Annotated in this window: 22 protein-coding genes; 7 read left to right on the top strand and 15 right to left on the bottom strand. The window is 55.2% G+C overall.

Annotated elements, in window-relative coordinates; translation table 11 throughout:
* Positions 1-3 precede the first annotated feature (3 nt).
* The 14 genes from VNL73_01460 to VNL73_01525 form a co-directional block, all read right to left on the bottom strand.
* Positions 4-717: a polyprenol monophosphomannose synthase gene (locus VNL73_01460; protein ID HXF48077.1), complete on the bottom strand. Its 714-nt coding sequence runs from the start codon at positions 715-717 to the stop codon at positions 4-6.
* A complete protein-coding gene (locus VNL73_01465; GenBank protein HXF48078.1) occupies positions 718-3,156 on the bottom strand; it encodes a hypothetical protein in 2,439 nt (812 codons plus the stop codon).
* A complete protein-coding gene (locus tag VNL73_01470; GenBank protein HXF48079.1) occupies positions 3,157-4,059 on the bottom strand; it encodes a lysylphosphatidylglycerol synthase transmembrane domain-containing protein in 903 nt (300 codons plus the stop codon).
* Entirely contained in the window at positions 4,056-5,171 is a 1,116-nt protein-coding gene (locus VNL73_01475; protein ID HXF48080.1) for a glycosyltransferase family 2 protein, read from the bottom strand. The genes VNL73_01470 and VNL73_01475 overlap by 4 nt, the downstream gene beginning before the upstream one ends.
* A gap of 1 nt (position 5,172) precedes the next feature.
* Positions 5,173-6,444, bottom strand: coding sequence for an isocitrate dehydrogenase (NADP(+)) (gene icd, locus VNL73_01480; GenBank protein ID HXF48081.1), 1,272 nt, complete (start codon positions 6,442-6,444; stop codon positions 5,173-5,175).
* Positions 6,444-7,370: a malate dehydrogenase gene (gene mdh / locus VNL73_01485; GenBank protein HXF48082.1), complete on the bottom strand. Its 927-nt coding sequence runs from the start codon at positions 7,368-7,370 to the stop codon at positions 6,444-6,446. The genes icd and mdh overlap by 1 nt, the downstream gene beginning before the upstream one ends.
* Complete coding sequence (ndk, locus tag VNL73_01490; GenBank protein HXF48083.1) at positions 7,367-7,780, bottom strand: nucleoside-diphosphate kinase; 414 nt, start codon at positions 7,778-7,780, stop codon at positions 7,367-7,369. The genes mdh and ndk overlap by 4 nt, the downstream gene beginning before the upstream one ends.
* A 3-nt stretch (positions 7,781-7,783) precedes the next feature.
* Positions 7,784-8,788, bottom strand: coding sequence for a succinate--CoA ligase subunit alpha (gene sucD, locus VNL73_01495; protein ID HXF48084.1), 1,005 nt, complete (start codon positions 8,786-8,788; stop codon positions 7,784-7,786).
* 1 nt (position 8,789) lies between these two features.
* Positions 8,790-9,926 (bottom strand): ADP-forming succinate--CoA ligase subunit beta, encoded by a 1,137-nt coding sequence (gene sucC, locus VNL73_01500; GenBank protein HXF48085.1) that lies wholly within the window; start codon positions 9,924-9,926, stop codon positions 8,790-8,792.
* Positions 9,923-11,308, bottom strand: a complete 1,386-nt coding sequence (locus VNL73_01505) for an HD domain-containing protein (protein ID HXF48086.1) — start codon at positions 11,306-11,308, stop codon at positions 9,923-9,925. The genes sucC and VNL73_01505 overlap by 4 nt, the downstream gene beginning before the upstream one ends.
* A 1-nt stretch (position 11,309) precedes the next feature.
* The gene (gene arcC, locus VNL73_01510; GenBank protein HXF48087.1) at positions 11,310-12,251 is read right to left on the bottom strand and encodes a carbamate kinase; all 942 of its coding nucleotides are present in this window, start codon (positions 12,249-12,251) and stop codon (positions 11,310-11,312) included.
* A gap of 6 nt (positions 12,252-12,257) precedes the next feature.
* Positions 12,258-13,571 carry a cyclic 2,3-diphosphoglycerate synthase gene (locus tag VNL73_01515; GenBank protein HXF48088.1) on the bottom strand — a complete coding sequence of 438 codons (1,314 nt, stop codon included), beginning with the start codon at positions 13,569-13,571 and terminating at the stop codon, positions 12,258-12,260.
* Between the two features lie 197 nt (positions 13,572-13,768).
* Entirely contained in the window at positions 13,769-15,265 is a 1,497-nt protein-coding gene (locus VNL73_01520; protein HXF48089.1) for an aldehyde dehydrogenase family protein, read from the bottom strand.
* Between the two features lie 314 nt (positions 15,266-15,579).
* Positions 15,580-16,560 (bottom strand): CsgG/HfaB family protein, encoded by a 981-nt coding sequence (locus VNL73_01525; GenBank protein HXF48090.1) that lies wholly within the window; start codon positions 16,558-16,560, stop codon positions 15,580-15,582.
* 101 nt (positions 16,561-16,661) lie between these two features.
* On the opposite strand from VNL73_01525, the gene VNL73_01530 reads away from it, so the two are divergent.
* Complete coding sequence (locus tag VNL73_01530; GenBank protein HXF48091.1) at positions 16,662-16,886, top strand: 4Fe-4S binding protein; 225 nt, start codon at positions 16,662-16,664, stop codon at positions 16,884-16,886.
* On the top strand, positions 16,883-18,070 hold the full coding sequence (locus VNL73_01535; protein HXF48092.1) for an NAD(P)/FAD-dependent oxidoreductase: 1,188 nt from the start codon (positions 16,883-16,885) through the stop codon (positions 18,068-18,070). Before VNL73_01530 ends, VNL73_01535 begins: the two co-directional genes overlap by 4 nt.
* A gap of 16 nt (positions 18,071-18,086) precedes the next feature.
* Here the strand turns inward: VNL73_01535 and rpsT are convergent, their stop codons facing one another.
* Positions 18,087-18,335 (bottom strand): 30S ribosomal protein S20, encoded by a 249-nt coding sequence (gene rpsT, locus VNL73_01540; protein ID HXF48093.1) that lies wholly within the window; start codon positions 18,333-18,335, stop codon positions 18,087-18,089.
* 42 nt (positions 18,336-18,377) lie between these two features.
* Between rpsT and murJ the strand changes: the two genes are divergently transcribed.
* The 5 genes from murJ (at position 18,378) to VNL73_01565 (ending at position 24,852) form a co-directional block, all read left to right on the top strand.
* Positions 18,378-19,964 carry a murein biosynthesis integral membrane protein MurJ gene (gene murJ, locus VNL73_01545; GenBank protein HXF48094.1) on the top strand — a complete coding sequence of 529 codons (1,587 nt, stop codon included), beginning with the start codon at positions 18,378-18,380 and terminating at the stop codon, positions 19,962-19,964.
* A 6-nt stretch (positions 19,965-19,970) separates the two neighbouring features.
* Complete coding sequence (locus VNL73_01550; protein ID HXF48095.1) at positions 19,971-22,229, top strand: ComEC/Rec2 family competence protein; 2,259 nt, start codon at positions 19,971-19,973, stop codon at positions 22,227-22,229.
* A 153-nt stretch (positions 22,230-22,382) separates the two neighbouring features.
* Entirely contained in the window at positions 22,383-23,552 is a 1,170-nt protein-coding gene (locus tag VNL73_01555; protein ID HXF48096.1) for a DUF4388 domain-containing protein, read from the top strand.
* A 4-nt stretch (positions 23,553-23,556) separates the two neighbouring features.
* Positions 23,557-23,922: a hypothetical protein gene (locus VNL73_01560; GenBank protein HXF48097.1), complete on the top strand. Its 366-nt coding sequence runs from the start codon at positions 23,557-23,559 to the stop codon at positions 23,920-23,922.
* Between the two features lie 42 nt (positions 23,923-23,964).
* The gene (locus VNL73_01565) at positions 23,965-24,852 is read left to right on the top strand and encodes a tetratricopeptide repeat protein (protein HXF48098.1); all 888 of its coding nucleotides are present in this window, start codon (positions 23,965-23,967) and stop codon (positions 24,850-24,852) included.
* Positions 24,853-24,854 lie beyond the last annotated feature (2 nt).

Here is a 24,854-nt window from a genome sequence, read left to right on the forward strand (position 1 = left end):
TTTTCACAGTTTCCCTAAAATGGACATAAGCCGCAGCCGCCAGACCATCCAAACAGCCTCGCGCACGATTTTTTTAGACATTTTGCTCGTGCCTTCCCGCCGGTCGATGAAGATGATGGGGATTTCCTTCAACCGGAACCCCTTTTTCCAGGCGCGAAAGCTCATTTCGATTTGGAAGGAGTAGCCGTTGGAGCGGACCTTGGACAAATCAATCGCTTCCAGCACCTGCCGGCGGTAACACTTGAACCCGCCGGTGGCGTCCCGCAGGGGCAAACCGGTCACGATTCGGGAATAGGTGTTGGCGTAGTAGGAGAGCAAAAGCCGCCCCATCGGCCAGTTCACCACGTTGACGCCGGAGATGTAGCGGCTGCCGATGACCAGGTCGGCCTCCTTGACGGCCTGCAAAAAGTCGGGGAGGTATTTGGGGTCGTGGGAAAAATCGGCATCCATTTCAAAAAGGTAATCGAAATCTCGTTCCAGCCCCCAGCGGAAACCGGCCAGATAGGCCTGCCCCAGTCCGTTTTTCTTTTCCCGGTGCAAGACAAAAATCCGGTTGTTTTGGGCGGCCATCCGGTCGGCGATTTGCCCGGTTCCATCCGGGGAGTTGTCGTCCACTATCAAGACGAAAAGGGAGGGATCGACCGCCAAAACCGCCGGGACGATTTTTTCGATGTTTTCCTTTTCGTTGTAGGTTGGGATGATGACTAAGGCCTTCATTTATGCGGGAGCGGGAGTTTCGGTTTGGGTGAAGCCTTTTTGCCGTGAAAGAAAAAGGAAAAATCCGACGGCCAGAAGCACGAGGAGCGAAAAAGCCCAAGTGATGGCGCGGGCTTTGCTATAAAGTGTAGGGATGTAGCGCCACTCAACGGTATGACTGCCCGCCGGGAGATAGACGGCTCGGAAGGTGATGTTGGCCTGGTACACTTTCAACTCTTTTCCATTCTCAAAGGCGCGCCAGTTGGGATAAAAATTTTCGCTCAAAAACAGAAAGCCGGGGCGGGGGAGATTCACGCTCGTTTTGTACGATTCAATTTGACGGTCGGTAATTTCGGCCACCACCGGAGATGCCAGCGTATCCGGCTGCCAGCCGGGAGGAGCGGGGTCTTCAGTGAAGAATATTGTTTTTGCTGGGTTGAAAGTTTGCGGGCGGATTCGCTCGACTATCTCGGCGGTGCTTTTGACGGTCCTGTAATCGAACACGGCAAAGGCACGCGGGAGAGCGGAGAGGTTTCGGTAGAGATAGATGCCGCCATAGCTGCCGGCCATTTCCAGAACGCCGGGCATTACAAATGAATCACGACTGACAATGTAGCGGGTGTTGAGCAGGTTCAGAAAATTCAAGTTCCCCAGATTGGCGAAGGGTTTGCCGCCGATGAAGTCCTCGTACCACCGGAGCTGGTTGCCGTGGTAGCCGGTGATGCTTTCAATGTCAAAATAAGGAAGATAGTCCTCCGTGCCGAAGATGGAAGCGCCGGTCATGCTTTGCGGGGGAACAAAAATGCGGCCCGGTGCGGGGTCGGATTTGACCGCATTCACCAGCGGGTGGGGGCTGAAATGCGCCGCCAAGTCGGTTGTTTCGATGAAGTTCTTGTCCAGCCGGAACAAATCGAACGCGCCGATCAAGAGCAGGGCGGCCACCAGAACAGAGGCCGTCACGCTTCTTTTAAAATAGAGCCAAATCAAACCGAAGGAGAGACCGCCGATGAAGAGGGAAAGCCAGGCCCGGCCCGCGATTTTGGAGTAATTGGCCTGAAAGATCGATTCTTTGAAGGGGGGCATATCGGAATAGAAAAATCCCTTCCAGAAACCGGCAAAGCCCTTGCCCGTGAAAGTGATTAAAAGCGTTAAAAGCAGAATCAAACCCACGATGGAACCGAGGGTTACAAAAAGGCGTTTTTTTAACTTCTGGTTCAATTCGTTCAGGCGCGCCAGCAGTTGTTCGAGGCCGATACCGGCCAGAAGCGCTCCGGAAAAGGCAAACAGAAACATTATCATACTGGGAGCGCGCATCTTTTTTACTTGGGGAATCAAATAATAAAAAAGCTTAAAGAGAGGGGTGGTCGCACCGAGAGCGTAAATTAAGGCGAAGAGCGCCAGAGCAACAAAAAACCACTTTTTGCGTTCTTTCCACAAGACCACACCGGTCAAAGCAAGAAGCAGGCAAACCAGGCCTGTGTATTCGGAATTGTCCTTGAAGGGATTTTTTCCCCAATAGCTTTGTTCGGCCTGCGTCATCATTCCCGAAAAGCCGCCGATGAGCTGTCCCACCAACTCCTCCGTGTGCATCGACCAGGAGGCGGCCCATTCGTAGCCCCGCTCTTCGGCGCGAGGGGAGTAGTTGTTCACGTAGTGAATGCCGGGCCACATCTGGATGGCGGAAACGCCCAGGCCGACAACCACTCCAAGCGCAATGGCGGCCGAGCGAATGACCGCCCAACTCCAGGCCTTTTCTATCCAGATTTTCTCGATAATCCGATAACCGGCGTAGAAGGCCAGCGCAAGATGGGTGAAATAGGCCATCTGGGGATGGGGAGTGAGCCAGATTAAACCTAAGACACCGCCCATTAAAACGGAATTTAGGAACGGTTTTTCCTGCAGGGCGACTTCCATGAAAAGCAGAGCCAGCGGAAAGAGAGCGGTGACGAAAATCTTTCCGTCATGCCCTGGGCTGACCAGGGAAACGAGATAGGTGGAGAGCATATAGAAAAGGCCAGAGGTGAAGGCGCCGAGATAACTTGCTCCGAAGCGGCGGGCGCAGGCGTACATAAAACAGCCGGCCAGAAAGATGTGCAAAACTTGAATCCAGCCCAAAGCCCGGTCGAGCGGCATCAAAAATTTAAGAAAGCTTAACGGGTAAAAAATGTCGCCGTGGAAGGCATCCACAAACGGCATCCCGCCGAAGATGTAAGGGTTCCACTGGGGAATGTGGCCGTAGTTTTTAAAAAACTCCACCAGATAGGAACGGAAAAAAATGCCGGCTTGCAGCGTGTCGGAACCGGCCAGCATCTGGTTGGAAAAGACAAACTTGGCGAAGAGAATTATCACCAGCACAAGGTAAACGCCCACCGGCAGATAGGGAAAAAGGCGCTCGTTTTCCCACCAGAGGACGGCTTGCATCGCTTTTTTGGGTGTGGGTTTATTCTTTTTGTCAGTCATTTACAATTTCCAGGCCACCAAAGCCCCTGCGGTTTCCCCCAAGACGACCCAGAGGCGGGAAAGGGTGGAAATCAAAATCGCCACGGGGTCGGGAAAGTAGATGCTCAAAATCAAGGCCAGAACCGCCTCGCGCACTCCCAGCCCGCCCGGGGTGAAAAAGCTCAAGTAACCAATCAAGTAGGCGGCCACGTAGGCGCCAACGACCGGAAAGAAGTTGCCGACCTCCCCGGTCACCGCCACCGTAAAGAAAAAAAAGGCCGTACCGTGCAGAAACCATCCGAAAACATAGGAGGCGAATATACCGGCGAGAGAAGTTTTCTTCAAGGCCAGAGCGGGCTCGGTTTTCTCGAGCCTGCGCAAAAGCCAGCGGAGCGTTTTTTCGGTCAAATTGGGCCGGGTGATAACAACCAGCGCCCCCAGCGTCACGGCGCCCCCCAAAATCCAGATGGTATCCTTAATCCACCCCTGCCGGGTTACAGCCGGGAGGACTCCGGTGGCTAAAATCAAAAGCAATGCGGCGGGGATGTTTATCAACTGGCTCAAAACAAAGGAGGCCGTCGAGGTGCTTTTGGAAATTCCCTCCCGCTCGCACATCGCCACCAAGCTGACGTACTGCCAGATGCGGCCGGGTAGGTAGCGGGCCAGGTTGGAAAGATAGGAGATTTTAAAGGCCTTTTTGAGCTTCAAGGATTTGCCGAAAATTTTCAAAATCTCGCTCCAGACCCAAGAGAGATAGACAAAATTCCCCAGCAGAATGAGCAGAGAAAAGCCGAGCCAGAAGTAATTTATTTTCCACTCATACTGCCGTACCTGCTGCCAGTCGGCAACGACTTTTTTCCCCAAAAAAATGAAAATCAGAAGGACGGCCGCCCAGCGCAGAAAGATGAACAGCTTTTGTTTCAACGGTCGAAGGGGAACTTCGGTTCGGATTCTTCCGGCAGCGGGGTTTCGGGAACCCCGGCGTCCCGCGATTGTCCCGAAACGGGAGCGGGGCGGCCCTGCGGCGGCCGATTCTGGTGACGGGGGCGCAGAGGGCCGTGCGCCGGGCGGTTTTTCAGTTCCCCCACCTCGCGCGCCAAATTGTCCATCCGGATCTGCAACTCAACCAATGTTTCCCCCAAAAATCCCAAGGCGAAAAAGGAGATGCCCAGAAGCTCCAGAAGCATCACCAGGTACAAAATCGGCCGGTATCCCTCGTGGGCGAAGACCCGGAAACCGATGGCAACCAGTCCGATTATGATTCCGAGGGCGATTAAAACCAAACCCCAAGAGCCGAAGAAAAGAAGCGGTTTTTTGGAAAAGGAAAGCTGGAATTTGACCGCCAGCAAATCCAAAAAGCCGATAGGGATGCGCCAGAAGCCAAACTTTGATTTGCCGAACTTGCGGGGATAGAGGCGGACCTTTACCTCGGTCACCTTGAACCCCTGCTCGTGGGCCATCACCACCAGATAGCGGTGCCAGTCCTTGCGGAAGGAGAGGGCGTTCAGCACCTCCCGCTTGAACCCCTTGATGGAATTCAAATCGTGCACCGGGACTTTAAACAACACCCGCGAAAGCGAATTGTAGATGAAAGAGACGAAGCGCTTGGGGCCGTAACGCCCCTGTTTCCAACCGGTCACCACGTCGAATCCGGAGGTGAGCCGGTCCACCATCTGGGGCAAATCGTTGGGGTGATACTGCAAATCGGCGGGGAAAAAGAAAAGGAAGCGCCCTCGGGCCAGGCCAAAACCGGTGTTCAGGGCCGCCGTCACCCCCTGGCGTCTTTTGTGGTAATACACCCGCAGAAAACGGTAGCGGTTGGCCAAGTCGCGCGCTTTGGCATAGGTTTTGTCGGTTGAACCGTCATCAATCAGAATCAATTCGCCAGAAATCCGTTCGCGGCGGAAGACCTCGTCAAACGTCTCCAGAAGCGCCGGCAGGTTCTCCTCTTCGTTGTGGGCCGGGACGACTACGGAGACCAAAAGCCCGCGGGGACGGTCGGGACGCCGGCGGACGGGAGGACGGGTCTCCGGCATTTCAACTCACCGTCTCCAACTGCGGGACCTTGCTTTCGTTGATGTGGGAGATGATGCGGTCGGCAAAGCCGGAGGTGGATACCAGCTGTGCACCGGACATCTGCCGCTCCAGATCGTAGGTTACGGTTTTATGTTTCAGCGCCCTTTCCAGCCCGGCGTAAATCAGGGCCGCCGCTTCTTTCCAGCCCAGATACTCCAGCATCATCGCCCCGGAAAGAATCAAGCTGCCCGGGTTGACCTTGTTCTGCCCGGCGTACTTGGGGGCGGTGCCGTGGGTGGCCTCGAACACCGCCGTGCCTTCCCCCACGTTGCCGCCCGGCGCCATTCCCAATCCCCCCACTTGGGCGGCGGCGGCATCCGAAAGAAAATCCCCTTCAAGATTTGGGCAGGCCAGAATATCGTATTCCTTGGGGCGGGTCAGAATCTGCTGGAAAATGGAGTCGGCAATCCGGTCGTTGACCAGAATCTTTCCCGGCGGCACTTCGGCGCCGCGCAGTTCCTCTTCCGTAACGGTCACTTTGCCGAATTCCTTTTTGGCCACTTCGTAGCCCCAGTCCCGGAAGGCGCCCTCGGTGAACTTCATAATGTTTCCCTTGTGAATCAAGGTCACCACCCGGCGGTTGTTGTCGAGTGCATACTGAAGGGCCTTGCGGACGAGCCGCTTGGTGGCGAAGGCGGAGATCGGCTTGATTCCCACGCCGGAATCGGGACGGACTTTGGCCTTCAAGGTTTTCCCCAAAAAGGAAATCAGCTTTTTGGCCTCGGGCGTCCCTTTTTTCCATTCCAGCCCGGCGTAGACATCCTCCGTGTTTTCCCGGAAAATGATCAGGTTCACATCTTCCGGGGTTTTCACCGGAGCCGGAACCCCCTCGAAGTAGCGCACGGGCCGGATGCAGGCGTAGAGGTCCAAAACCTGGCGCAGGGTGACGTTCAAACTGCGGTGGCCGCCGCCGATGGGGGTGGTCAAAGGCCCCTTTAAAGCGACGACGAAGAATTTGATGGCATCGTAGGTTTCCCTCGGAATCCATTCGCTAAAGCGTTTTTGGGCTTTCTCTCCGGCGAAGATTTCCACCCAGACCAGCTTGCGGCCCGGGCCGTAGGCCCGCTCGACGGCGGCGTTCAACACCTTCTGCGCCGCCGGGGTTATGTCGACGCCGATGCCGTCCCCTTCAATAAAGGGAATCACCGGATAATCCGGCACGAGCAGCTTCTTGTTTTTGAAACTGATTTTCTCCCCTTCGCGGGGGACGGTGAAGGTTTTGAATTTGCGCATCAGTAGCCCAGGAATTTGAGCATGTCTTTGTAGGTGGCGGCGGAGCGCGCGAGCGCCTCCTTCTCCTCTTTTTCCAGTTTCAACTCGATTACTTTTTCCACGCCGCCGGCACCCAAAATCACCGGCACCCCAATATACAACCCGGAGAGGCCGTAGGGACCGTCCACATAGGCCGAGGCGGGCAGAAGCTTCTTTTCGTCCAGAAAGACCGCCTTGGCCATTTCGGCCGAGGCAGCCGCCGGGGCATAGTAGGCCGAACCGGATTTCAAGAGCTTCACAATTTCGGCCCCCCCATCGCGGGTGCGGGCGGAGATGGCGTCAATCCGCTCCTTGGAAATCAACTCGGTAATCGGCACGCCGGAGACCGTGGAGTAGCGCGGCAGGGGGACCATCGTATCCCCGTGTCCGCCCAAAACCATGGCTTGCGTATCACTGAAGGCCACGCCCAGCTCCATCGCCACGAAAGTACGGAAGCGGACGGAGTCCAAGACGCCAGCCTGGCCGAAAACCCGGTTGGCTGGAAAACCGGTTTTGCGGAACATATGGTAGGTCATTATGTCGAGCGGGTTGGAAACCACCAGCACAAAAGCGTTGGGGGCTTTGGCTTTTATTTCGTCCGCCACTTTGCCGACGATATCGGCGTTGGCGGAAAGCAAATCCTCCCGACTCATCCCCGGTTTTCTCGCCAATCCAGCCGTTACAATCACCATGTCGCTGCCGGAAATTTCCTTGTAGTCGTTCGTTCCGGTTATTTTGGCATTGTAGCCGCGCACCGGCCCGGCCTGGGACAAGTCCAGGGCTTTCCCCTGCGGGATACCCTCCAGAATATCGACCAGAACGATGTCGGCCAGGTTTTCTTCCGCCAGATAGAGCGCGAGGCTGGCCCCGACGTTGCCGGCCCCGATGACGGATATTTTCCTTTTCATTTCCCCTCCGAGTTTGGAAAGAAGAACTCGATTTCAATTTTGGCATTCTCCGGTGAATCGGAGCCATGCACGGAATTTTTTCCCATATCGATCGCCAGATCGTGGCGCACGGTGCCGGGATCGGCCTTGGCCGGGTTGGTCGCGCCGATCAGCTTGCGCAGATCGGCCACGGCGTTCTCCTTTTCCAAAACCATCGGCACCACCGGGCCGGAGGACATGAAGGCGACCAACTCGTCCAGGAACGGTTTGCCTTCGTGCACCGCGTAAAAGCGGCGGGCCTCGGCCGGTTTCAACTGCACCATTTTCATGGCCTTGATTTTAAAACGGGCTTTTTCCACCCGGGAGACGATTTCCCCAATCAGGTTGCGGGAAACGGCATCCGGCTTGATAATCAAAAGCGTTTTTTCCATTCCTTATCGTTTCCTTCTTCCTTTGGCCGCCCAAGCGGGAGTTTTTTTGAACGACCTCCCTTTTGCGGCGCGTGTTTTCATTGCGGGAAGTCGTTTCTTTGGTTTGGCTGCAACGACGGAAATTTTTACTTTCTTGGATTTTCCCAAGGCCCGCTCCACCAAAGCCGGGATTTCGGCCGGAGTGGAGGCGACCGGAACGCCGACCTTCCTGAATGTTTCGATTTTTTCTGCGGCGGTGCCGGAGCCACCGGAGATGATGGCACCGGCATGCCCCATCCGCTTGCCCGGCGGGGCGGTCTGGCCGGCGATGAAGGCGACTACCGGCTTGGACACTTCGGCTTTGATGAAAGCCGCCGCGCGTTCTTCATCCGTGCCGCCGATTTCTCCAATCAGAACAATAGCCTTGGTCTGTTTGTCTTTCTCAAAGAGGGCCAAAACGTCCACGAAGTCAGTGCCGATGACCGGATCGCCGCCGATACCGATGGCGGTGGACTGGCCGATGCCGGATTGCGTCAGGTTGTAAACCACCTCATAGGTCAGAGTGCCGGAGCGGGATACGACGCCGACCGGGCCCTCAGTGTGAATCTGGGCCGGCATAATGCCCACTTTACATTTGCCTGGAGTTATCAAACCGGGGCAATTGGGGCCGACCAGACGGGTTTTTGTGGTTTTCAAATAATGATAAACTTTCAGCATATCAAAGGCGGGAATGCCTTCCGTGATGCAGACGACAAGCGGCAGGCCGGAATCAGCCGCTTCGTAGATGGCGTCCGCAGCAAATGCCGGAGGGACGTAGATAACGCTGCAATTTGCGCCGGTGGCCTCTTTGGCCTCTTTCACCGAATCGAAGACCAAAACGCCATCCTCTTTTTCGCCACCCCGCCCCGGTGTCACGCCAGCGACAATCTTGGTGCCGTATTCCTTCATCTGTCGGGCGTGGAAGGAGCCGTCCCGGCCGGTGATCCCCTGAACGATTACTTTGGTTTTTTCGTCGATTAAAATTCCCATTTTACGCCGCCTTGGACAGTTCGATGGCCTTTTTGACTACTTCGGTCATCGAGGAATAGACGTTGAGGTTGACTTTTCGCAAAATTTCCTTGGCCAGTTCTTCGTTGGTGCCAACCAGCCGGATGGCAATCGGCACCTTCGGCTTCAAGGTATTCACCGCCTTTACGATGCCATTGGCGACGTCGTCGCCGCGGGTTATGCCGCCGAAGATGTTGAAGCAGATGGCTTTCACGTTGGGGTCGGCCAGGATGATTTTCATGGCGGCAATAACTTTTTCCGGATTGGAACTGCCGCCGATATCCAGAAAATTGGCGGGATTTCCGCCGTAGAACTTGACCAAGTCCATAGTGGCCATTGCCAGGCCGGCGCCGTTGACGATGCAGCCGATGCTGCCGTCCAGCTTGACGAAGGAAAGCCCGGCTTTTTTGGCTTCTTCCTCGATTTTTTCCGCGCCGGAGAACTCCTTGTACTTCTCAAACTCCGGGTGGCGGTCCAAGGCATTGTCGTCGATGCTCACTTTGGCGTCGAGGGCTACCAGTTCGTTTTTTTTTGTAACAACGAGCGGGTTGATTTCAGCCAGCGTCAAGTCGGCCAGAAAGTAGAGCGAATAGAGCTTCTTCAAAATTTCCTCCGCCTGTTTGCGGATGTTTTTATCGGCATACAGAAAGCCGGAGACCTGCCGGGCGTGGTAGGGGAGCAGGCCGGTCAAGGGGTTGACGCGCAGTTTTAAAACCTTTTCCGGAGTTTGTTTGGCCACTTCCTCGATTTCGATGCCGCCGGCGGGAGAGGCAATGATTACCGGCATCTTGAATTCGCGGTCGAGCGTGACGCTCAAGTAAGCCTCCGAAGCGATGTCGGCGGCTTCGGTGATCAGGACCTTTTCAACCGTGTAGTTTTTGATGTCCATTCCCAAAATGGCAGTCGCCTTTTCTTTCGCCTCCTCCGGCGTTTGGGCAAGTTTTACGCCGCCGGCCTTGCCCCGGCCGCCGGTGTGCACTTGGGCCTTGACCACCACGGTTTGGCCGAACTCGGAAGCGATTTGAAACGCTTCTTCGGGCGTTTGGGCGACTTTCCCTTTGGGAATGGGAATCCCGGCTTGGGCGAAGAGTTCTTTGGCTTGGTATTCGTGCAGGTTCACTTGGCCTCCAGCCCGGTATAATAATCTTTTGCGAGCTTTAACAAAGCACTTTTTTCGTTTAAAGTTGGATCGTCCAAGACCTGTTCCAAAAGGTGGTTCAGCACTTTGCCGACGGCCGGTCCGGCCGGAACCTGGAGATGCTCCATCACATCATGGCCGCTGACAGCCAAATCGCGCACGCTGAAGGGGGGCCTTTTTTCCAGTTCGGCTTTGATGCGGGCCTCCAGCTCGTCCACATCGTCCGTTTTCCCTCCCATTCCCTGGCCTGCCACATCCGCGCGGCGCAAATCGAGCAAATCAAAGACCAGTTCCGGCCCGACCTTGCGAATCAGGCGGCGCACCCCCTTGTCGGTAACCTGGGTGGTGAACATATGCTTGTCTACCAAAAGAAAAACCTGGTCGATGAAGTCGTTGGAATATTTCAGCCGGCGCAATATCTGTTTGGTCATTTTGGAGCCGAGCTTTTCGTGGCCGTAGAAAGTGGCGCCTTCTCCCGTTTCCACCTTGGTGCGGGGTTTGGCGACGTCGTGGAGCAAACAGGCCCAACGCAAGTGTAGTTTAGGCGGGGCGGCATCCACCACGTACAACGTGTGCTCAAAGACCTCCCAGCGGTGGTAGCCGCCCGGCTGGGAAACGCCCACTCCTTCGGCCAGCTCCGGCAGCAAAATTTTCAAAAGTCCCGACTTTTCCATCAGTTTGAAGCCGACCGAGGGTTTGGAAGAGAGGAGAATCAGTTTGTTCAACTCCTCGGCAATCCGCTCGGCGGAGACGGTTTCAATCAGTCGCACCGAGGCGACCAGATGCTCCCAGGTTTTCGGCTCGATTTCAAAGTTGAAGCGGGAGGCGAACTGGATGGCGCGCAGCATCCGCAAAGGGTCTTCTTCAAACGCCTGTTCAAACACCTGACGCACCAGTTTGGCTTTAATGTCGTTCCGGCCGCCGAAGGGGTCGATTAGTTTCTGCGCGGCAACGTCGAAGGCCATGGCGTTGATGGTGAAATCACGCCGGCCCAAGTCGGTCTCAACCGGCAGGGCCGGGTCAAAATCCACTTCAAAATCCTTGTGCCCCGTGCCGGTGCTTTTTTCCTTGCGGGGGAGAGAAATGTCGAAGGTGGTGCCGGATTCCCGGTCCGTGAATTTGATAACGCCGAAAAAACGGCCGACCAAATCGACGTAGCCGAATTTTTTTAACAGCGCCACGAGCTCGGCCAACGGGATGCCGGTGACCAAGTAGTCCGTGTCCTTTTGGGTGCGGGGGATGCCCAACAGCCGGTCGCGGACGGCCCCGCCGACCTCATACAATTTCCCTTTTTTTAGAATGGCTTCCGCAACTTTGACGCCAATGGCGGTATTCAAATCAACTCTTTCTTCAAAAAGAATCATTTCAGCCCGGCAGGATGTGCGTGCCGGCTTTTCCCAAAACGGCCGGATAAGCCCGGTCAATCGAGGTGATTATAACCTCTTTGCCGCCGGACTCAAGGAAATTTATGGCCGCCTTAATCTTCGGCCCCATGCTGCCGGGGGGAAATTCTCCGGCCTCGAGATATTTTTGCGCTTCCTTCAAGGTGATTTTGTCCAAAAATTGCTGATCCAGACGACCAAAATTTATTGCGACCTTGTCCACGCCGGTTAAAATCAGGAGCAGCTCGGCCCCAACTTCGCGGGCCAAGACGGCGGAAGCCAAATCTTTGTCAATTACCGCATCCACCCCTTCCAAGGAGCCGTCCGGCATCCGGCACACCGGTATCCCCCCGCCGCCGGCGGCGATGACCACCACTTTCTGATCGAGTAGTTTCTTGATGGACTCCTTTTCAATAATATCGAGCGGTATAGGGGAGGGCACGACCCGGCGCCAGCCGCGGTTGGCATCTTTCTTCATCTTCCAGCCCCTTTTTTTCATCAGCTCTTCGGCTTCCTCCTTGGAATAGAACTGGCCGATGAATTTGGTCGGGTCGGAGATGGAGGGATCATCCTTGTCCACCAGGACTTGGGTCACCACGGTTACCACCGGACGGTCGATTTTTTCTTTTAGCAGCCGGTTTTTGAGGGACTGGGCAATCATATACCCCATTCCGCCTTCCGTGTCGGCTACGCAGATTCCGAGCGGGAGAATAGGGGCCTTGTCGGCCGCCAGCTCCACCCGCAAGATGGCGTTGCCGACCTGCGGACCGTTGCCGTGGGTCAAGGCGATGTCGTACCCTTCGCGCAAAAGCTCCACCAGCCCGCCCAGGGAGGCGCGGGTGTTGGCAAACTGGTTGGCAATCGTATCCGGCTCGCCCGCTTTGGAGATGGCGTTGCCCCCGAGGGCAACCACGGCCCGCTTCATTTCGGCCTACTTCAAGAAGGGAGAAAGCACCGCCTTCAAATCCGGCTTCCCCAACTCTTCCAGTTCGTAGCGGACGCGCAGCATCGGTTTTTTCACCTTCAGAAGCCGACCCAAATCAATCGGCGTGGCGACGATGACCAAATCGGCTGGAACGCGGTTGATGGTGTTCTGCATATCCTTGATTTGCGCCTCGCCATATCCCATCGCCGGCAGGAGTTTGCCGATGTGGGGATATTTTTTGTACACCCCCACCAGGCTTCCCTTGATGTAGGAGCGGGGGTCAAGTAACTCGGCGGCGCCGAATTTGCGGGCGGCCACCACCCCGGCGCCGTATTCCATTTCCCCATGGGTCAAAGTGGGCCCATCCTCGATAACCAGCACTTTCTTGCCGCGGATGCCGTTCCCTCCTTCGACGAAAATAGGCGAGGCCGCTTCGATGACCACAGCGTCCGGATTCGTGCGTTCAACGTTTTTCTTCACGGTCTGGATGTTTTCAAACGCCGCCGTGTCCACTTTGTTAATCACCACCACGTCGGCCGACCAGAGATTCTGCTCCCCAGGGAAATAAGCCAGCTCGTGCCCGGGGCGGTGGGGATCCACCACGGTTATCAATAAATCCGGCTTAAAGAAAGGATAATCATTATTGCCGCCGTCCCACAGAATGACGTCCGCCTCTTTTTCGGCCTGCCGCAGAATTTTTTCGTAATCAACCCCGGCATAGACCACCGTTTTGCGCTCCAAATGCGGCTCGTATTCCTCCCGCTCCTCAATCGTGCAGTCGTAGCGGTCCAAATCCTTGAAATCGGCGAAGCGCTGGCAGGTCTGCTTGACCAGATTGCCATAGGGCATCGGGTGGCGCACCACCACCAGCTTTTTGCCTGCTTTCTTCAAAATGTCGGCCACCTTGCGGGTGGTCTGGCTTTTGCCGGATCCCGTGCGCACGGCGCAGACCGCCACGACGGGGACTTTGGATTTTAGCTGCGTTTCTTTCGGCCCCAGCAGCATAAAACTGGCCCCCTCGGCCATCACCTGCGAGGCTTTATGCATCACGTAGGTATGGGGCACATCCGAGTACGAAAAGACGACCGTGTCGATTTTTTTCTTTTGGATGATTTCGGTCAACTCCTCTTCTGCGTAGATCGGAATACCCTTGGGGTAGCCCCGTCCGGCCAATTTTGCCGGATATTTGCGATCCTCGATATTCGGTATCTGGGTGGCGGTGAAGCAGACCACTTCGTAATTCTTGTTGCCGCGGAAGGCGGTGTTGAAATTATGAAAATCCCGCCCGGCGGCGCCCATTATCAAAACCTTCCTTTTCATTTTGTTTCTCTCCTTTCTTTTCTCAAAAATCCGGAAAGGGCGAGCATTCGCCCTGCCTCAGCGTTCCGTTAAATTGTATGAGAAAAGAAAAGTCAGATGGAAGACGAGAGCCAGAGCTGGGAAACGAGGTAATGCTCCGGTTGATTTTCAGCAAAGCAAACAAACTTATTCGGCTTCATATATCGAACTTCAGGCGCTCATTCCACGTCGATTTGGGCCTTTTGCAATTTACCGGAATAGTCGATGTAGAGAACCTTCCACTCGGAGAAAACGTCCAAGGCGGCCTGCCCCGCTTCGCGATGGCCGTTGCCGGTCTGCTTGGTGCCGCCGAAGGGGAGATGCACTTCCGCTCCAATAGTGGAGGCGTTGACGTAGAAAATGCCGGTGTAGACATCCCGCATCGCCACGAAGGCCCGGTTGACATCCTGTGTGTAAATGGAGGCGGAGAGGCCGTAGGCCGTATCGTTGACAATTTTGATACCTTCTTCGAGTGAATTTGTCGGGATTACTGCGACGACCGGACCGAAGATTTCTTCCTGAGCGATGCGCATATCGGGATCGACGTCCCCAAAGATAGTCGGTTCGTGGAAATTTCCGTGGGCATACTCCCCCTTGGTCAAGCGGTGTCCGCCGGTCAAAAGGGTAGCGCCGTCCTCTTTTTTGCCGACCTCCACATATTTCATCACCGTTTCCAACTGGCTTTCGTTGACGGAGGGGCCCATTTCGGTTTTGGCATCCAGCCCGTTGCCGACTTTCAAAGCCCGGGCGCGGGCCACGAATTTCTGGGTGAATTCCTTCAGCACTTTTTTATGCACAATCACCCGACTGGCGGCCGTGCAACGCTGGCCGGTGGTGCCGAACCCGCCCCAGACGGCCCCTTCCACGGCCAAATCGACTTTGGCGTCGTCCATCACCAAAATGGCGTTTTTCCCCCCCATTTCCAAATTGGTGTGCTTGAAGGTGGAGGCGGTCGCCTCCGCCACCGATTTGCCAACGGCCGTGGAACCGGTGAAGCTGACCAGCTTTACGTCCGGATGGGTCATCAACGGCGTGCCTACTTCGGAACCGGTGCCGGTCACAAAGTTCAAAACCCCTTTTGGCAACCCGGCATCCTCACAGGCCTTCACCAGATTATAGGCGGAAAGGGGGGTATCGGTAGCTGGTTTGAAGACCACTGTATTGCCCAAGATGAGAGCAGGCATCAGCTTCCAAGAGGGGATGGCCATCGGGAAATTCCAGGGAGTAATCAGAGCGCAGACGCCCAAGGGCATCCGCACGGACATCATAAACTTGTTGGGGAGCTCGGACGGCGTGGTCTGGCCGAACTGGCGGCGCCCCTCGCCGGCCATATAGTAGGTCATGTCAATCGCTTCCTGCACGTCGCCGCGGGTCTCCTTCAAGACCTTTCCCATCTCGCGGGTCATATCCCGGGCAAACTCCTCTTTTTTCTGTACCAGAATTTCCGCCACCCGGAACAAAATTTCCGCCCGTCTCGGCGCTGGGTAAAGCCGCCAGCTTTCGAAGGCCTTTTTGGCCGCTTCCACGGCGGCGTTCACATCATCCTGATTGGAACGCTGAAAAAGCCCGATTAAATCCCGTTTGTCGGCCGGGTTTCTGTTTTCAAACGTTTCCCCCGAGCCGGACTCCACCCATTCGCCGTTTATATAGTTTTTGTAAACTTTGGTCTTCGGCATTTTTCCTCCTGAAAGTAAGTTGCAAGGGCGGTTGCAAACGCCCTCAATTTTTCTATTTACAGTTGCTTGCAAACCATTTTTGAAACCTCAAAAGCCAGAAAGTTCCCCTCTTACAAAGGGGGCTCTGGACGGGTAAAGTTACATTTTAAATGCGGTTTGGCAAGGGCGGTTTTTGACAACACCCTTTGAGCCGTCTCCGGCGGGCTTTAAACTCTCCCCACAAGGTGAGGTGAATGCTCGATTAATGGACTAAATAAAGAGACAAGAATTGATCTAAGCGCTTGATTACTAAATTGTTAGGTCGGTGGAAATCCCTACCGGGTTACGGGGACGGCGCGGAACTGGGCTTTGTACTGGCCGACCCCTTCCAAGTGGCAACTGATTTCAAAAAGCGCGATTGTGCGTACACTTGGTGAAACGCCGGTAAAGCTGGCGGCGGCCTTTGTGGCAATTCCGTTTACCAACGGTCGTTGAACGGAATCCCATCCCTCGGCCGTGCCAAGCTGGAGTTTTTGAGCACGGTATTCGTTGCCGGCAGGGTCGATGATACGGGTATCGGCTGTGGTCAGTTTGTAGCTTTTGTCTTCCTTTACGTTGGTCAGAAGCATGGAGCAGGTCAGATTCGGGCCGGAGGCCCAGCACTCTTGAAGCTCCAAGACAAACTCCGGCGTTTCCACCTTCTGCCGAATTTCGACCGGCGGCGGGGCCGGTGCCGGTTTAGATGGAGCAACCGGAGTTACGGAGGCGCTCGGCGGCGGGTTTTGGGCCGGGGGATTCCTTTTTTCCGGTGTATTGTCTCCCATGATGATTTTCGATTTCGGAAAATCGGTGCTGGTGGCAAATAGAATTTTTGCGTTCCCGGCATCCAGAATTTTTACCGAAAGGTGCAGACTGTCGCCGAACGGGGTCAAATTCCCGGCAATGATGGCGTTAATCCCAGCGGCCTTTTTGAGTTTTTTCCCCATTTCCGGGTCAACCCAGCCGGTGGCTTCCAGTCCCTGCTCCTTCAGCAAACTTTTCAAACGCATCCTGTCGACGACCTCAAACTCCGTGCGGCTGCCCAAACTGGAAAGTTGAACGGAAAGCTCTTCGGCCAAAAACCGCCCGGCATAGATGGTGTGCCCCTCCATATCGGTGAAATCGACTATGGCCACCTTCTTTTTTCTTCCTTCAAGCAGCTTTTGGGTCAAGGACCCGGCCAAGGCGTTCAATTCTTTTTCATAACAGAATGAAAGCGTCGGATAAATCAAAAGGAGAACCGCCAAGCCAACCGTCCATTGAGCCAATTTGCGCATGTATCCCTTCCCCTTAATATCTTATCGGATGTAACGGCTTTGGCTTTAGGGGGTGTTTTTCCTTGCCTTATTGGCTTGCCGGTTTAAATTTACGGCCTACTATGCCGGTGGAGGAGGCCAAGGCCCAAGTTGTAAGGAACCGCAAAGCGGTCGGGAAGCGGCTTTTGTTCAACGTGGCGCTCTGCTTTGAATGCGGGGCCTGCGTGGGGGTTTGTCCCCACGATTCACTGGCTTTAACTCCGCGCGGCATCGAAATCGACCACCACACCTGCACGCTTTGCAACGCCTGCGTGCGCACCTGCCCTACGGGAGCGTTTACTTTATGAATTCCGAGAATCGGTATGATGTAATCGTGGTCGGAGCAGGGCCGGGGGGCTCTTCGGCAGCAATGGCGGCGGCTAAGAAAGGGAAAAAGGTTCTTCTCTTAGAGAAACATCCCGTCGTCGGCTATCCCCTCTGCTGCGCGGAGGGAATTTCCAAGTCTGGCTTGGAAGATATCGTTCCTTTGAATCCGCGTTGGGTGGCTTCGCGCGTGGAGCGGGTTTTACTCGTCGGCCCGGGTGGCGCGAAAGCGAAAATCGTGCATCCGGAAGCGGGGTATGTGCTGGACCGGAAAATTTTTGACCGGGATTTGGCCGGGCTGGCAGCCAAAGAAGGAGCTACGGTGAAAGCCGGAACGCCGGTCGTGGGGTTGCTAAACGGTGACGGCGGGCTGATTCGGGGGGTCAAGGTTTTAGAGGAAGGGAAGCCCAACGAATACTTTGCGCCGGTCATCATCGCTTCCGACGGCATCGAATCCCGCATCGGCTATTGGGCCGGGTTGAACACGACTTTATATCTTTCCGGTTTTGATTCCGCCGCGCAGTATCTTTTGGGAGGGTTGGATGTCGATGAAGAATGTTTGCAGTTCTACTTCGGCCGGGACTTGTGCCCCGGCGGCTACGGCTGGGTTTTTCCCAAAGGGAACGGCACGGCCAACGTGGGGCTGGCATTCACGCCGGCTTTGAACGCCAAAGTAAAGGCGGTTGAACTTTTGAACAAGTTTGTGGCGGAGCGCTTTCCGCGCGCCTCGATAGTCGAAACCATCGTCGGCGGAGTACCCGCCTATGTCGGCAAGAAATTGATGCGGGTCAAGAACGTGCTTTTGGCCGGGGATGCCGCCCGGCTGGTGGATTCCATTTCAGGAGCCGGGATTGCCAATGCTCTTTTATCCGGCAAAATCGCGGGGGGAACGGCGGCGGAATATCTGCCGTCCAAGCATTCGCCCGATTTTCTGGAGCGGTATCAACGTGAATGGGATAAAGTCAAAGGGCGGGAGATGCGCTTCTATCTTTATGCCCGGCAAATTTACATACGGATGAGCGATTCTGAATTTGATAACGTGATTAACTTCGTCCGGCCGCTTTTTGAAAACAATCCCGTACGGGGTATCGAGCCTATTGGGCTTTTGAAGCGGGTATTAAAAGAAAACCCCAAGCTCCTGCTTTTGGCCCGCCATATACGATGGTGAAAAAACCAGAGAAAAATTACGCGGCCTTGGAACGGGACAGGCGGGATTTGAGCCGGGCGGCGCGGTTTTTGGGAATCAGCTTCCGCTTGGCGGCTTTGTCGATGAGCGAAAAGGCCTTGCGAATCTCCTCCGATTTCTTGGAGGCGTCGCTTTCGGTCAGGGCGGTTTTGAAAACCGTTTTCAACCGGGTCTTCAGCGCCTTGTTATGCTCGCGCAGTTTTTCCGACTTCCTAAGCGCCTTTTTGGCTGATTTATGTCTTGGCATTCATTCTCCTTTGGCCCTCCAAAGTAATTTTTTGGTCCCCATTTGTCAACCGAAAACCAACAGTTAGCCCGGCGGGCCGGGGGCGTTTCGGCCGCCACCACCGGCTCGCGCATTTTGGGGTTGGTGCGGGAGCAGGTTTTCGCCTATCTCTTCGGCGCCGGGCTGGCCACGGATGCCTTCATCGCCGCTTTTCGCATTCCAAATTTGTTGCGCGACCTCTTTGCGGAGGGGGCGATGTCGGCGGCCTTTGTGCCGGCTTTCAGCAAAAAACTTTCGCGGGAAGGAAAACAGAACGCATTCTTTCTTTTCAATTTAGTGGGGAACGCGCTCGTTGTGGTCTTGGCCGTCGTCGTCTTGCTCGGGATTTATTTCACGCCGGCCATCGTTTCGGCCATCGCGCCGGGGTTTGAGAAAATCGCCGGCAAGGCGGAGCTGACCGCCTTTATGGCCCGGATAATGTTTCCCTATCTCGTCTTGGTCGCCCTGGCGGCTTTGACGATGGGGGTTTTAAATTCGCTCGGGCACTTTACCTGGCCGGCGTTTTCCTCCGCCTTCCTTAATATAGGGATGATTGGCGCGGGCTTTCTTTTATGTCCGTTTTTTGACCCGCCGATTGTCGGGATGGCGTACGGCGTTTTGTTGGGTGGATTTTTACAGTGGAGCGTGCAGATGCCTTCCTTGCGAAAGGAGGGGTACCGCTACCGGCCGATTTTTTCCTTCCGCCATCCGGAGCTTTTGGCCGTCGTAGGGCTTATCCTTCCCGCCTTGGCCGGGATTGCCTCCACCGAAATAAACATTTTCGTCAATACGCAAATCGCCTCCTTGATGCCGGAGGGGGCGGTGTCATACCTCAATTACGCCTTTCGTTTGATGCACTTTCCGCTCGGGGTCTTCGGGGTGGCTTTGGCTACCGTTTCCCTGCCCACTCTTTCCCAAAAGGTGGCCGCCAACGATTTGAAAGGGGTGGGGGATACGGCGGCCTCCGCCTTGGGGCTGGTTTTCTTTCTCAACGTGCCGGCTTCGCTGTTTCTAATCGTCGCCGCCGTTCCGGTCGTTTCGGTCTTGTTTCAGCACGGGCAATTCGGCCCGAATGATACGCTTATGACCGCCTCGGCTTTGCAATTGTACGGTCTTGGGCTTCTCGGCTATTCCGGTGTCCGTGTACTCGCGCCGGTCTTTTACGCCTTTGCCGACACCAAAACGCCGGTCCAGGTGGGAATCCTGGCCGTTTTTTCCAACATCATCTTGAACGTTTCTTTTTACAAACTCGGCTTTGGCTTCCGCTGGCTGGCGTTTTCCGCTTCCGTCTCGGCTTTTGTGAATTTCTTCGTGCTCCTCCATTTGTTCAGAAAAAAACTACCGGAATGGGATGGGGGCGCGGTCTGGTCGAAATTCTGGCGGATTTTGCTGGCCGCCCTTGTTCCGGCGCTGGTTTGTTGGGGGGGGCTTGCGTTTTTCTACGAGCACCACACAGCGACACTTTTGCGGCAGCGGGTTTTGGTGCTGTTTGTTTTGTTCCTGGTTTTTAGCGGTTTGTATCTTGTGGCAGCCAAGCTTTTCAAAGTTGAAGAAACAAAGTTGTTCGCGAACGTTCTACAGCGGATGTTTGCGCGGTTTAAGTCAACGTGACGGCGTATGGGGGTCGAAAAAATCGTCAAGTATTCCCTGCCGGCCCCGGCCTTCTGGGCGGCGGTGGCCTTTGCCGCCGGAATCTTCATCTCCGCACTTACCACCAATCACCTTTTATTCTGGTTTATTTTCTCCGCCCTGGTCGGGATTGGCGCCTCATTTTTTCATTTTCGCTCCAATAATGCGGCCGCCAATTTAGGCGTTCTTCTCCTTCTTGTCGGTCTGGGAGCCGTGCGGTATTCGGCGGCCACGGATGTTGCCGAAGAGCGCTCGGTGGCCCATTTTGCCGGCCTCGACAAACGGTTGTTGATCACCGGCCGGGTTTGCGATCTGCCGGATGTCAAGCCGGAGCGTACCCGGATTTATCTGGATGAAATTACAATCGGCTGGACAAGCAAGCTCCACTTGGATGGGAAAGTCCGGCTTACCATCGGCCGGGCGGTCACTTCCTACGTGGTGGGAGACCGGATTGGGTTCGTGGGTCGTCTTGATTCCCTTTGGCAGCCGGCCAACCCGGGAGCTTTGGATTTTGCCCGGTTGATGCGCATTCGCGGCGTGCAAGCGTCTGTTTATTTGAAAGATGATGAAGCAATCTCCGTTGTTGCTCAAAATTTGGGGAGCTGGCGTGCGCGTCTATCCAAAATTCGGGACGGCGTCGAACGAAAACTGACGACAGGATTGCCGCGCAAAGCATCCGGAGTCATCAAAGGGTTCGTGCTCGGAGATACCAGGGACATCGAGCCCTCCACCTACGATTTGTTCCGGAAAACCGGCACGCTGCATCTTTTGGCCGTTTCCGGCGCCAACGTGGCCTGGGTGGCCATGTTGCCAATTTTTCTTTTGAAACTGTTTTTCCTTCCCCTGCGTACCCGTTACCTCGTTGCCCTGTTTGTCGTCTGGGTCTTCGTTTTGCTTACCGACTTGCAGGCCTCCGTTTTGCGGGCGGCCATTATGTTTACGGTGTGGACTACTTCACGAGTTGTTTATCGTGAAATATCCGGTTTGCAAAGCTTGGGGCTTTGCGCCCTCGTTCTGCTTGTCTTAAACCCGCTCTGGTTTTTCGACATCGGTTTTGAATTGTCCTTTCTGGCAGTTTTTGCTTTGATCTTTTCCTTTGAAGAGAAAGATGAGCATCAGAAAAACTGGGCCAAACGATGGCTCATCCAGCCGTTTCACACTAATCTGGGCAGCTCGGTAGCGGTTTTTTTATTGATAACACCCCTTTTGGCTTACTATTTCAATCAGGTGGCTTGGACTTCGCTTTTGGTGAACGTCATGGCTATGCCACTGGCCGCCTTGATTTCCTGGTGTGCGCTCGTACGACTCGGTATTGGCTTTACGGAATTTTCGAGCCCTTTGGCATTCGTTCAGGAAAAACTGTTTGAATGGTTATTCGCCATACAGAATCTGTTTGTCAATCTGCCACACACACTTGTGCGGGTTCCCCATCCAAACGGTGTAGAGACCTTTTTGTTGACGATCGCCGGGTTTGGACTCTTTTTGATTTTCTTCAAATCACAATATAAAAAGGTTGGTGTCTATCTTTTTTTGCTCGGTCTTGCGCCGGTTTTGTGGGGTTGGGGTTTCAAACGTTCATCGGGCTTTTCCCTTTCAGTTTTGGAGGCCAAGGGAGAGATGGTATCCGTTTTATCTCTTTTGGACCAGATAATCGTTATCGGGGGAGGCGAGGTACGCGATGCCCAGCATACGCCCCGGCAGGTTGTGGAACCGGTCTTGGCTTACTTGGGAAGGGACAAAATCGAGGGCTATTTGCCTTTGCGATTCGATTCTTTCGGGCAGGCCGCTTCGGCGGAAATCGTCACAAGGTTCCGGCCCGGCTTTGTCGGCTGGCCTGTGGCCCGTCAGCCGAAGGAGGAAACGGCTGATTCAATGACGTTGAAGTTTGAATACCTTCTGACAAGCGGGGATTCCGTCCCCTTCGCCCTCCGGGTAATAAAAGAGGACTACACCTTTCTGTTTGTTCCTCAGTTCAAGCGGTTTAGGCCGCCCCGATGGGATTCCCTTTTTGACGGCCCGACCGTCCTTATTGCCCCTTTGGAGTTTCCCCGGGCCGAGAGTTTGGCCCGGTTTTCCAACGTGAAAGTGGTGGTCTCTACCCGGCGGGATTACCGGCTTTTCCAAACCGGTCCGGATAGAGTTTTCTTCACTTTTCGGGACGGAGCAGTCAACTTCCGGGTCAAAAAAGAAGAATGGGAGGTTCGAACCCACTTTTCCAAGCGGAAGTTGGCCTTCGGCAACCGGTAGGAGCGCTCTTTTTTCCGGTTGTCCGTCGGGTGCTGAAGTTGGGCTTTCCTGCCCGAAAGAGGCGGCCAAGCCGAGCCCGTTGAGGCTTTTTAACTTGTAAAGAAAAATCCGGCTTTACCCGATACTAATAAAGACAAGGGGGTATTTGAGAAGATGGCGTTTACCGGCAACCTGAATACCGTCGCTTTTTCGGACATTCTGCAGCTGCTTTCCCAAGGGAAGAAGACGGGGGCCTTGGCGGTCAGCAAGGGGCCTTTGAAAAAAGAGGTCTATTTCCGGAACGGCAACATTGTCTATGCTCTTTCCGCCAATGCCGAGGAGGATTTGCTGGGGAATCTGCTCCTGAAGCGGGGAAAAATCTCCAAGCCGGATCTGGAGCGGGCCATCTCCCTGCACAAGTCCACCGGCAAAAAGCTGGGGGTCACCTTAATCGAGCTCAACTTGTTTTCGCGGGAAGAGATCGTGGCGGCCTTGAAGCTGCAAATCGAGGAGATCGTATACAACCTGTTCGGCTGGAATGAAGGGGAATTCATGTTCTATGAAGGGAAAGCCCCGGCGGCCAGCCAGATTTTAACCGAACTGCCCACTTCCTCGGTCATGCTGGAGGGGGCGCGGCGAATCGACGAATGGGTGGAGATTCAAAAAGCCCTGCCGGCCGCCCATCTGCCCTTAAAGCTTTCCTCCAACCCAAAAGTCCGCGGGGAAGAAGTGACCTTGAGCGTGGACCAACTGGTCGTGATGTCCCTGATTGACGGCAGCCGTACCTATCCGGAGGTTCTGCGGGCCTCGCCGATGGGGGAATTTGTAACCTCCAAGGCGTTGCACCAGCTCGTGCAGAGCGGGCTGGTGGAGGCGCTGCCCAAAAGCCGCTCCCGGCTTTCCTCACGGGAGGAGGAGGAATTGGTGTTTTCGGTCTCCCTGCGGGTTTTTTCCGCCTGCTTTGCCGTCTTGGTCCGTTTATTCGACAAAAAGGTGGGAAAGAGCTTTTTCCGCCGCCGGCTGCCGACCCCGCAGGAGAAAAAGGGAATCGACTTTTATCTGGCCTCTTTTTTATACGGGGAGGAGCATTTCAACCAGAACGATTTTTTGAGCCGGCTCTCGGAGCTGCCCAAGGAAATCCGGCTGCACAAGCTTCTGGCCGGGTTGGGGGCCATTCTGGAGGAAGGACTGGAGGTGGTGCGGCTGGTTTTGGGGGGGGCGGTTTACAAACGGGCCTGCAGCGACATGCGCAAGGAGGCTGCCGCCATCTTCGCCGAGGAACGGGAACTGGTGGGGAAATACGACCTGGAAACCGAAGTGTACCGGCAGATAAGGAAGGAGTGACCCCATGAAAACGGCCGTTTTCACTTTTGCTTTACTTTTGTTTGCCCTTGGCAGCGCCCGGGCCGATGATTTGGCCAACCCGGCGGCCCCTTTTTGGGGAATCATTCTTTCCCTCGTTGCCGGGGTCTTCGGCGCGGCGGGATTGGCCTTTGCCTTTCGGGTGTACCGGCTTACCAGGGGAGGGGAACTGGCGGCGGGCTGGCAGTGGCTGGTGGCGGCCCTGTTTCTTTTCGCCGCTTCCCAAATTTTAAGTTTTCTCTCCTCCGCCGGCTGGGCCGAGGTTTCCCCCACCACCCTTTCGCTTTTGCAGTTCGGCGCAGGACTGGGGATTGCCTTCGGTGTGGCGCGCATAAAAAAAGTGATGAGTTGACCTTGCCGAAAACCACCGACCCGCATAATTTGAAGGCGCCGAATGCTTAATATAGCCGAACTGGACGACCGCATCGCCAAGTGCGAAAAAATTCTGGCGGAAAATCCGAATTCCCAAATTTTTGCCGCCCTGGCGGACGCCCACCGGCGCAAGGGGCAGTTGGACAAGGCCCTCGAGGTTTGCCGCAACGGACTGAAGCTGCATCCCAACTACGGCTCGGCTCATCTGGTTTTAGCCAAGGTGCATATGGACCGGCAAATGTACGAGTTGGCTGAAAAGGCGCTCGAAGAAGCAATCCGGCTGGACGGTCGCACCCGCGCCACCGAACTCTTGCTTTGCGAGATATTCATTCACAAAAAGAAGCTGCCCGAAGCGCTTTCCATTTTGGAGAAGCTGCACATCACCGATCCGGAAAACCAGGAGGTTAAGTATCTGTTGGAGCTCTGTCGCAAGGAAACGGGAAAAACCCGCCCGACGGCGGAGATCACCCGCCCCAGTTTTTCCGCGCCCGCCCGGCCCGGGTCGAAGCGGGGGGATTCCGACATTTTTACGCTCGACACCGAGCGGGCGCAGGACTCCGTCATCGGTCCGGAGGAGGCGTTGGACGAGCTTTTTGCCATTCCGGAGGTGGACGCCCTGATGGTGGTAAACCGGGAGGGGCTCATCATCGACAAGCGTTTCCGCGGTAGCTGGGAGGCCGACAGCCTGGCGGCGGTCTCCGCATCCATTTTCACTGTGGCGGAAGACAATCTGGAAAAAGTGGATTTGGGGCAGCTGGAAAAAGTCTGGATTGATGCGGACGGCGTCAGTTTCCTGGCCGTGCGCATGGAAGAAAAGGTCTTGATGGTGGTGTATCGTCCGGACATCAATTTGGGGGCTTTCAAGATGAAGGTCGGGGCGTTTTTGGATTACGCCCTTTTGGCCGGATAAGG

This window comes from Verrucomicrobiia bacterium, from assembly GCA_035574275.1.
GTDB lineage: Bacteria > Zixibacteria > MSB-5A5 > DSPP01 > DSPP01 > DSPP01.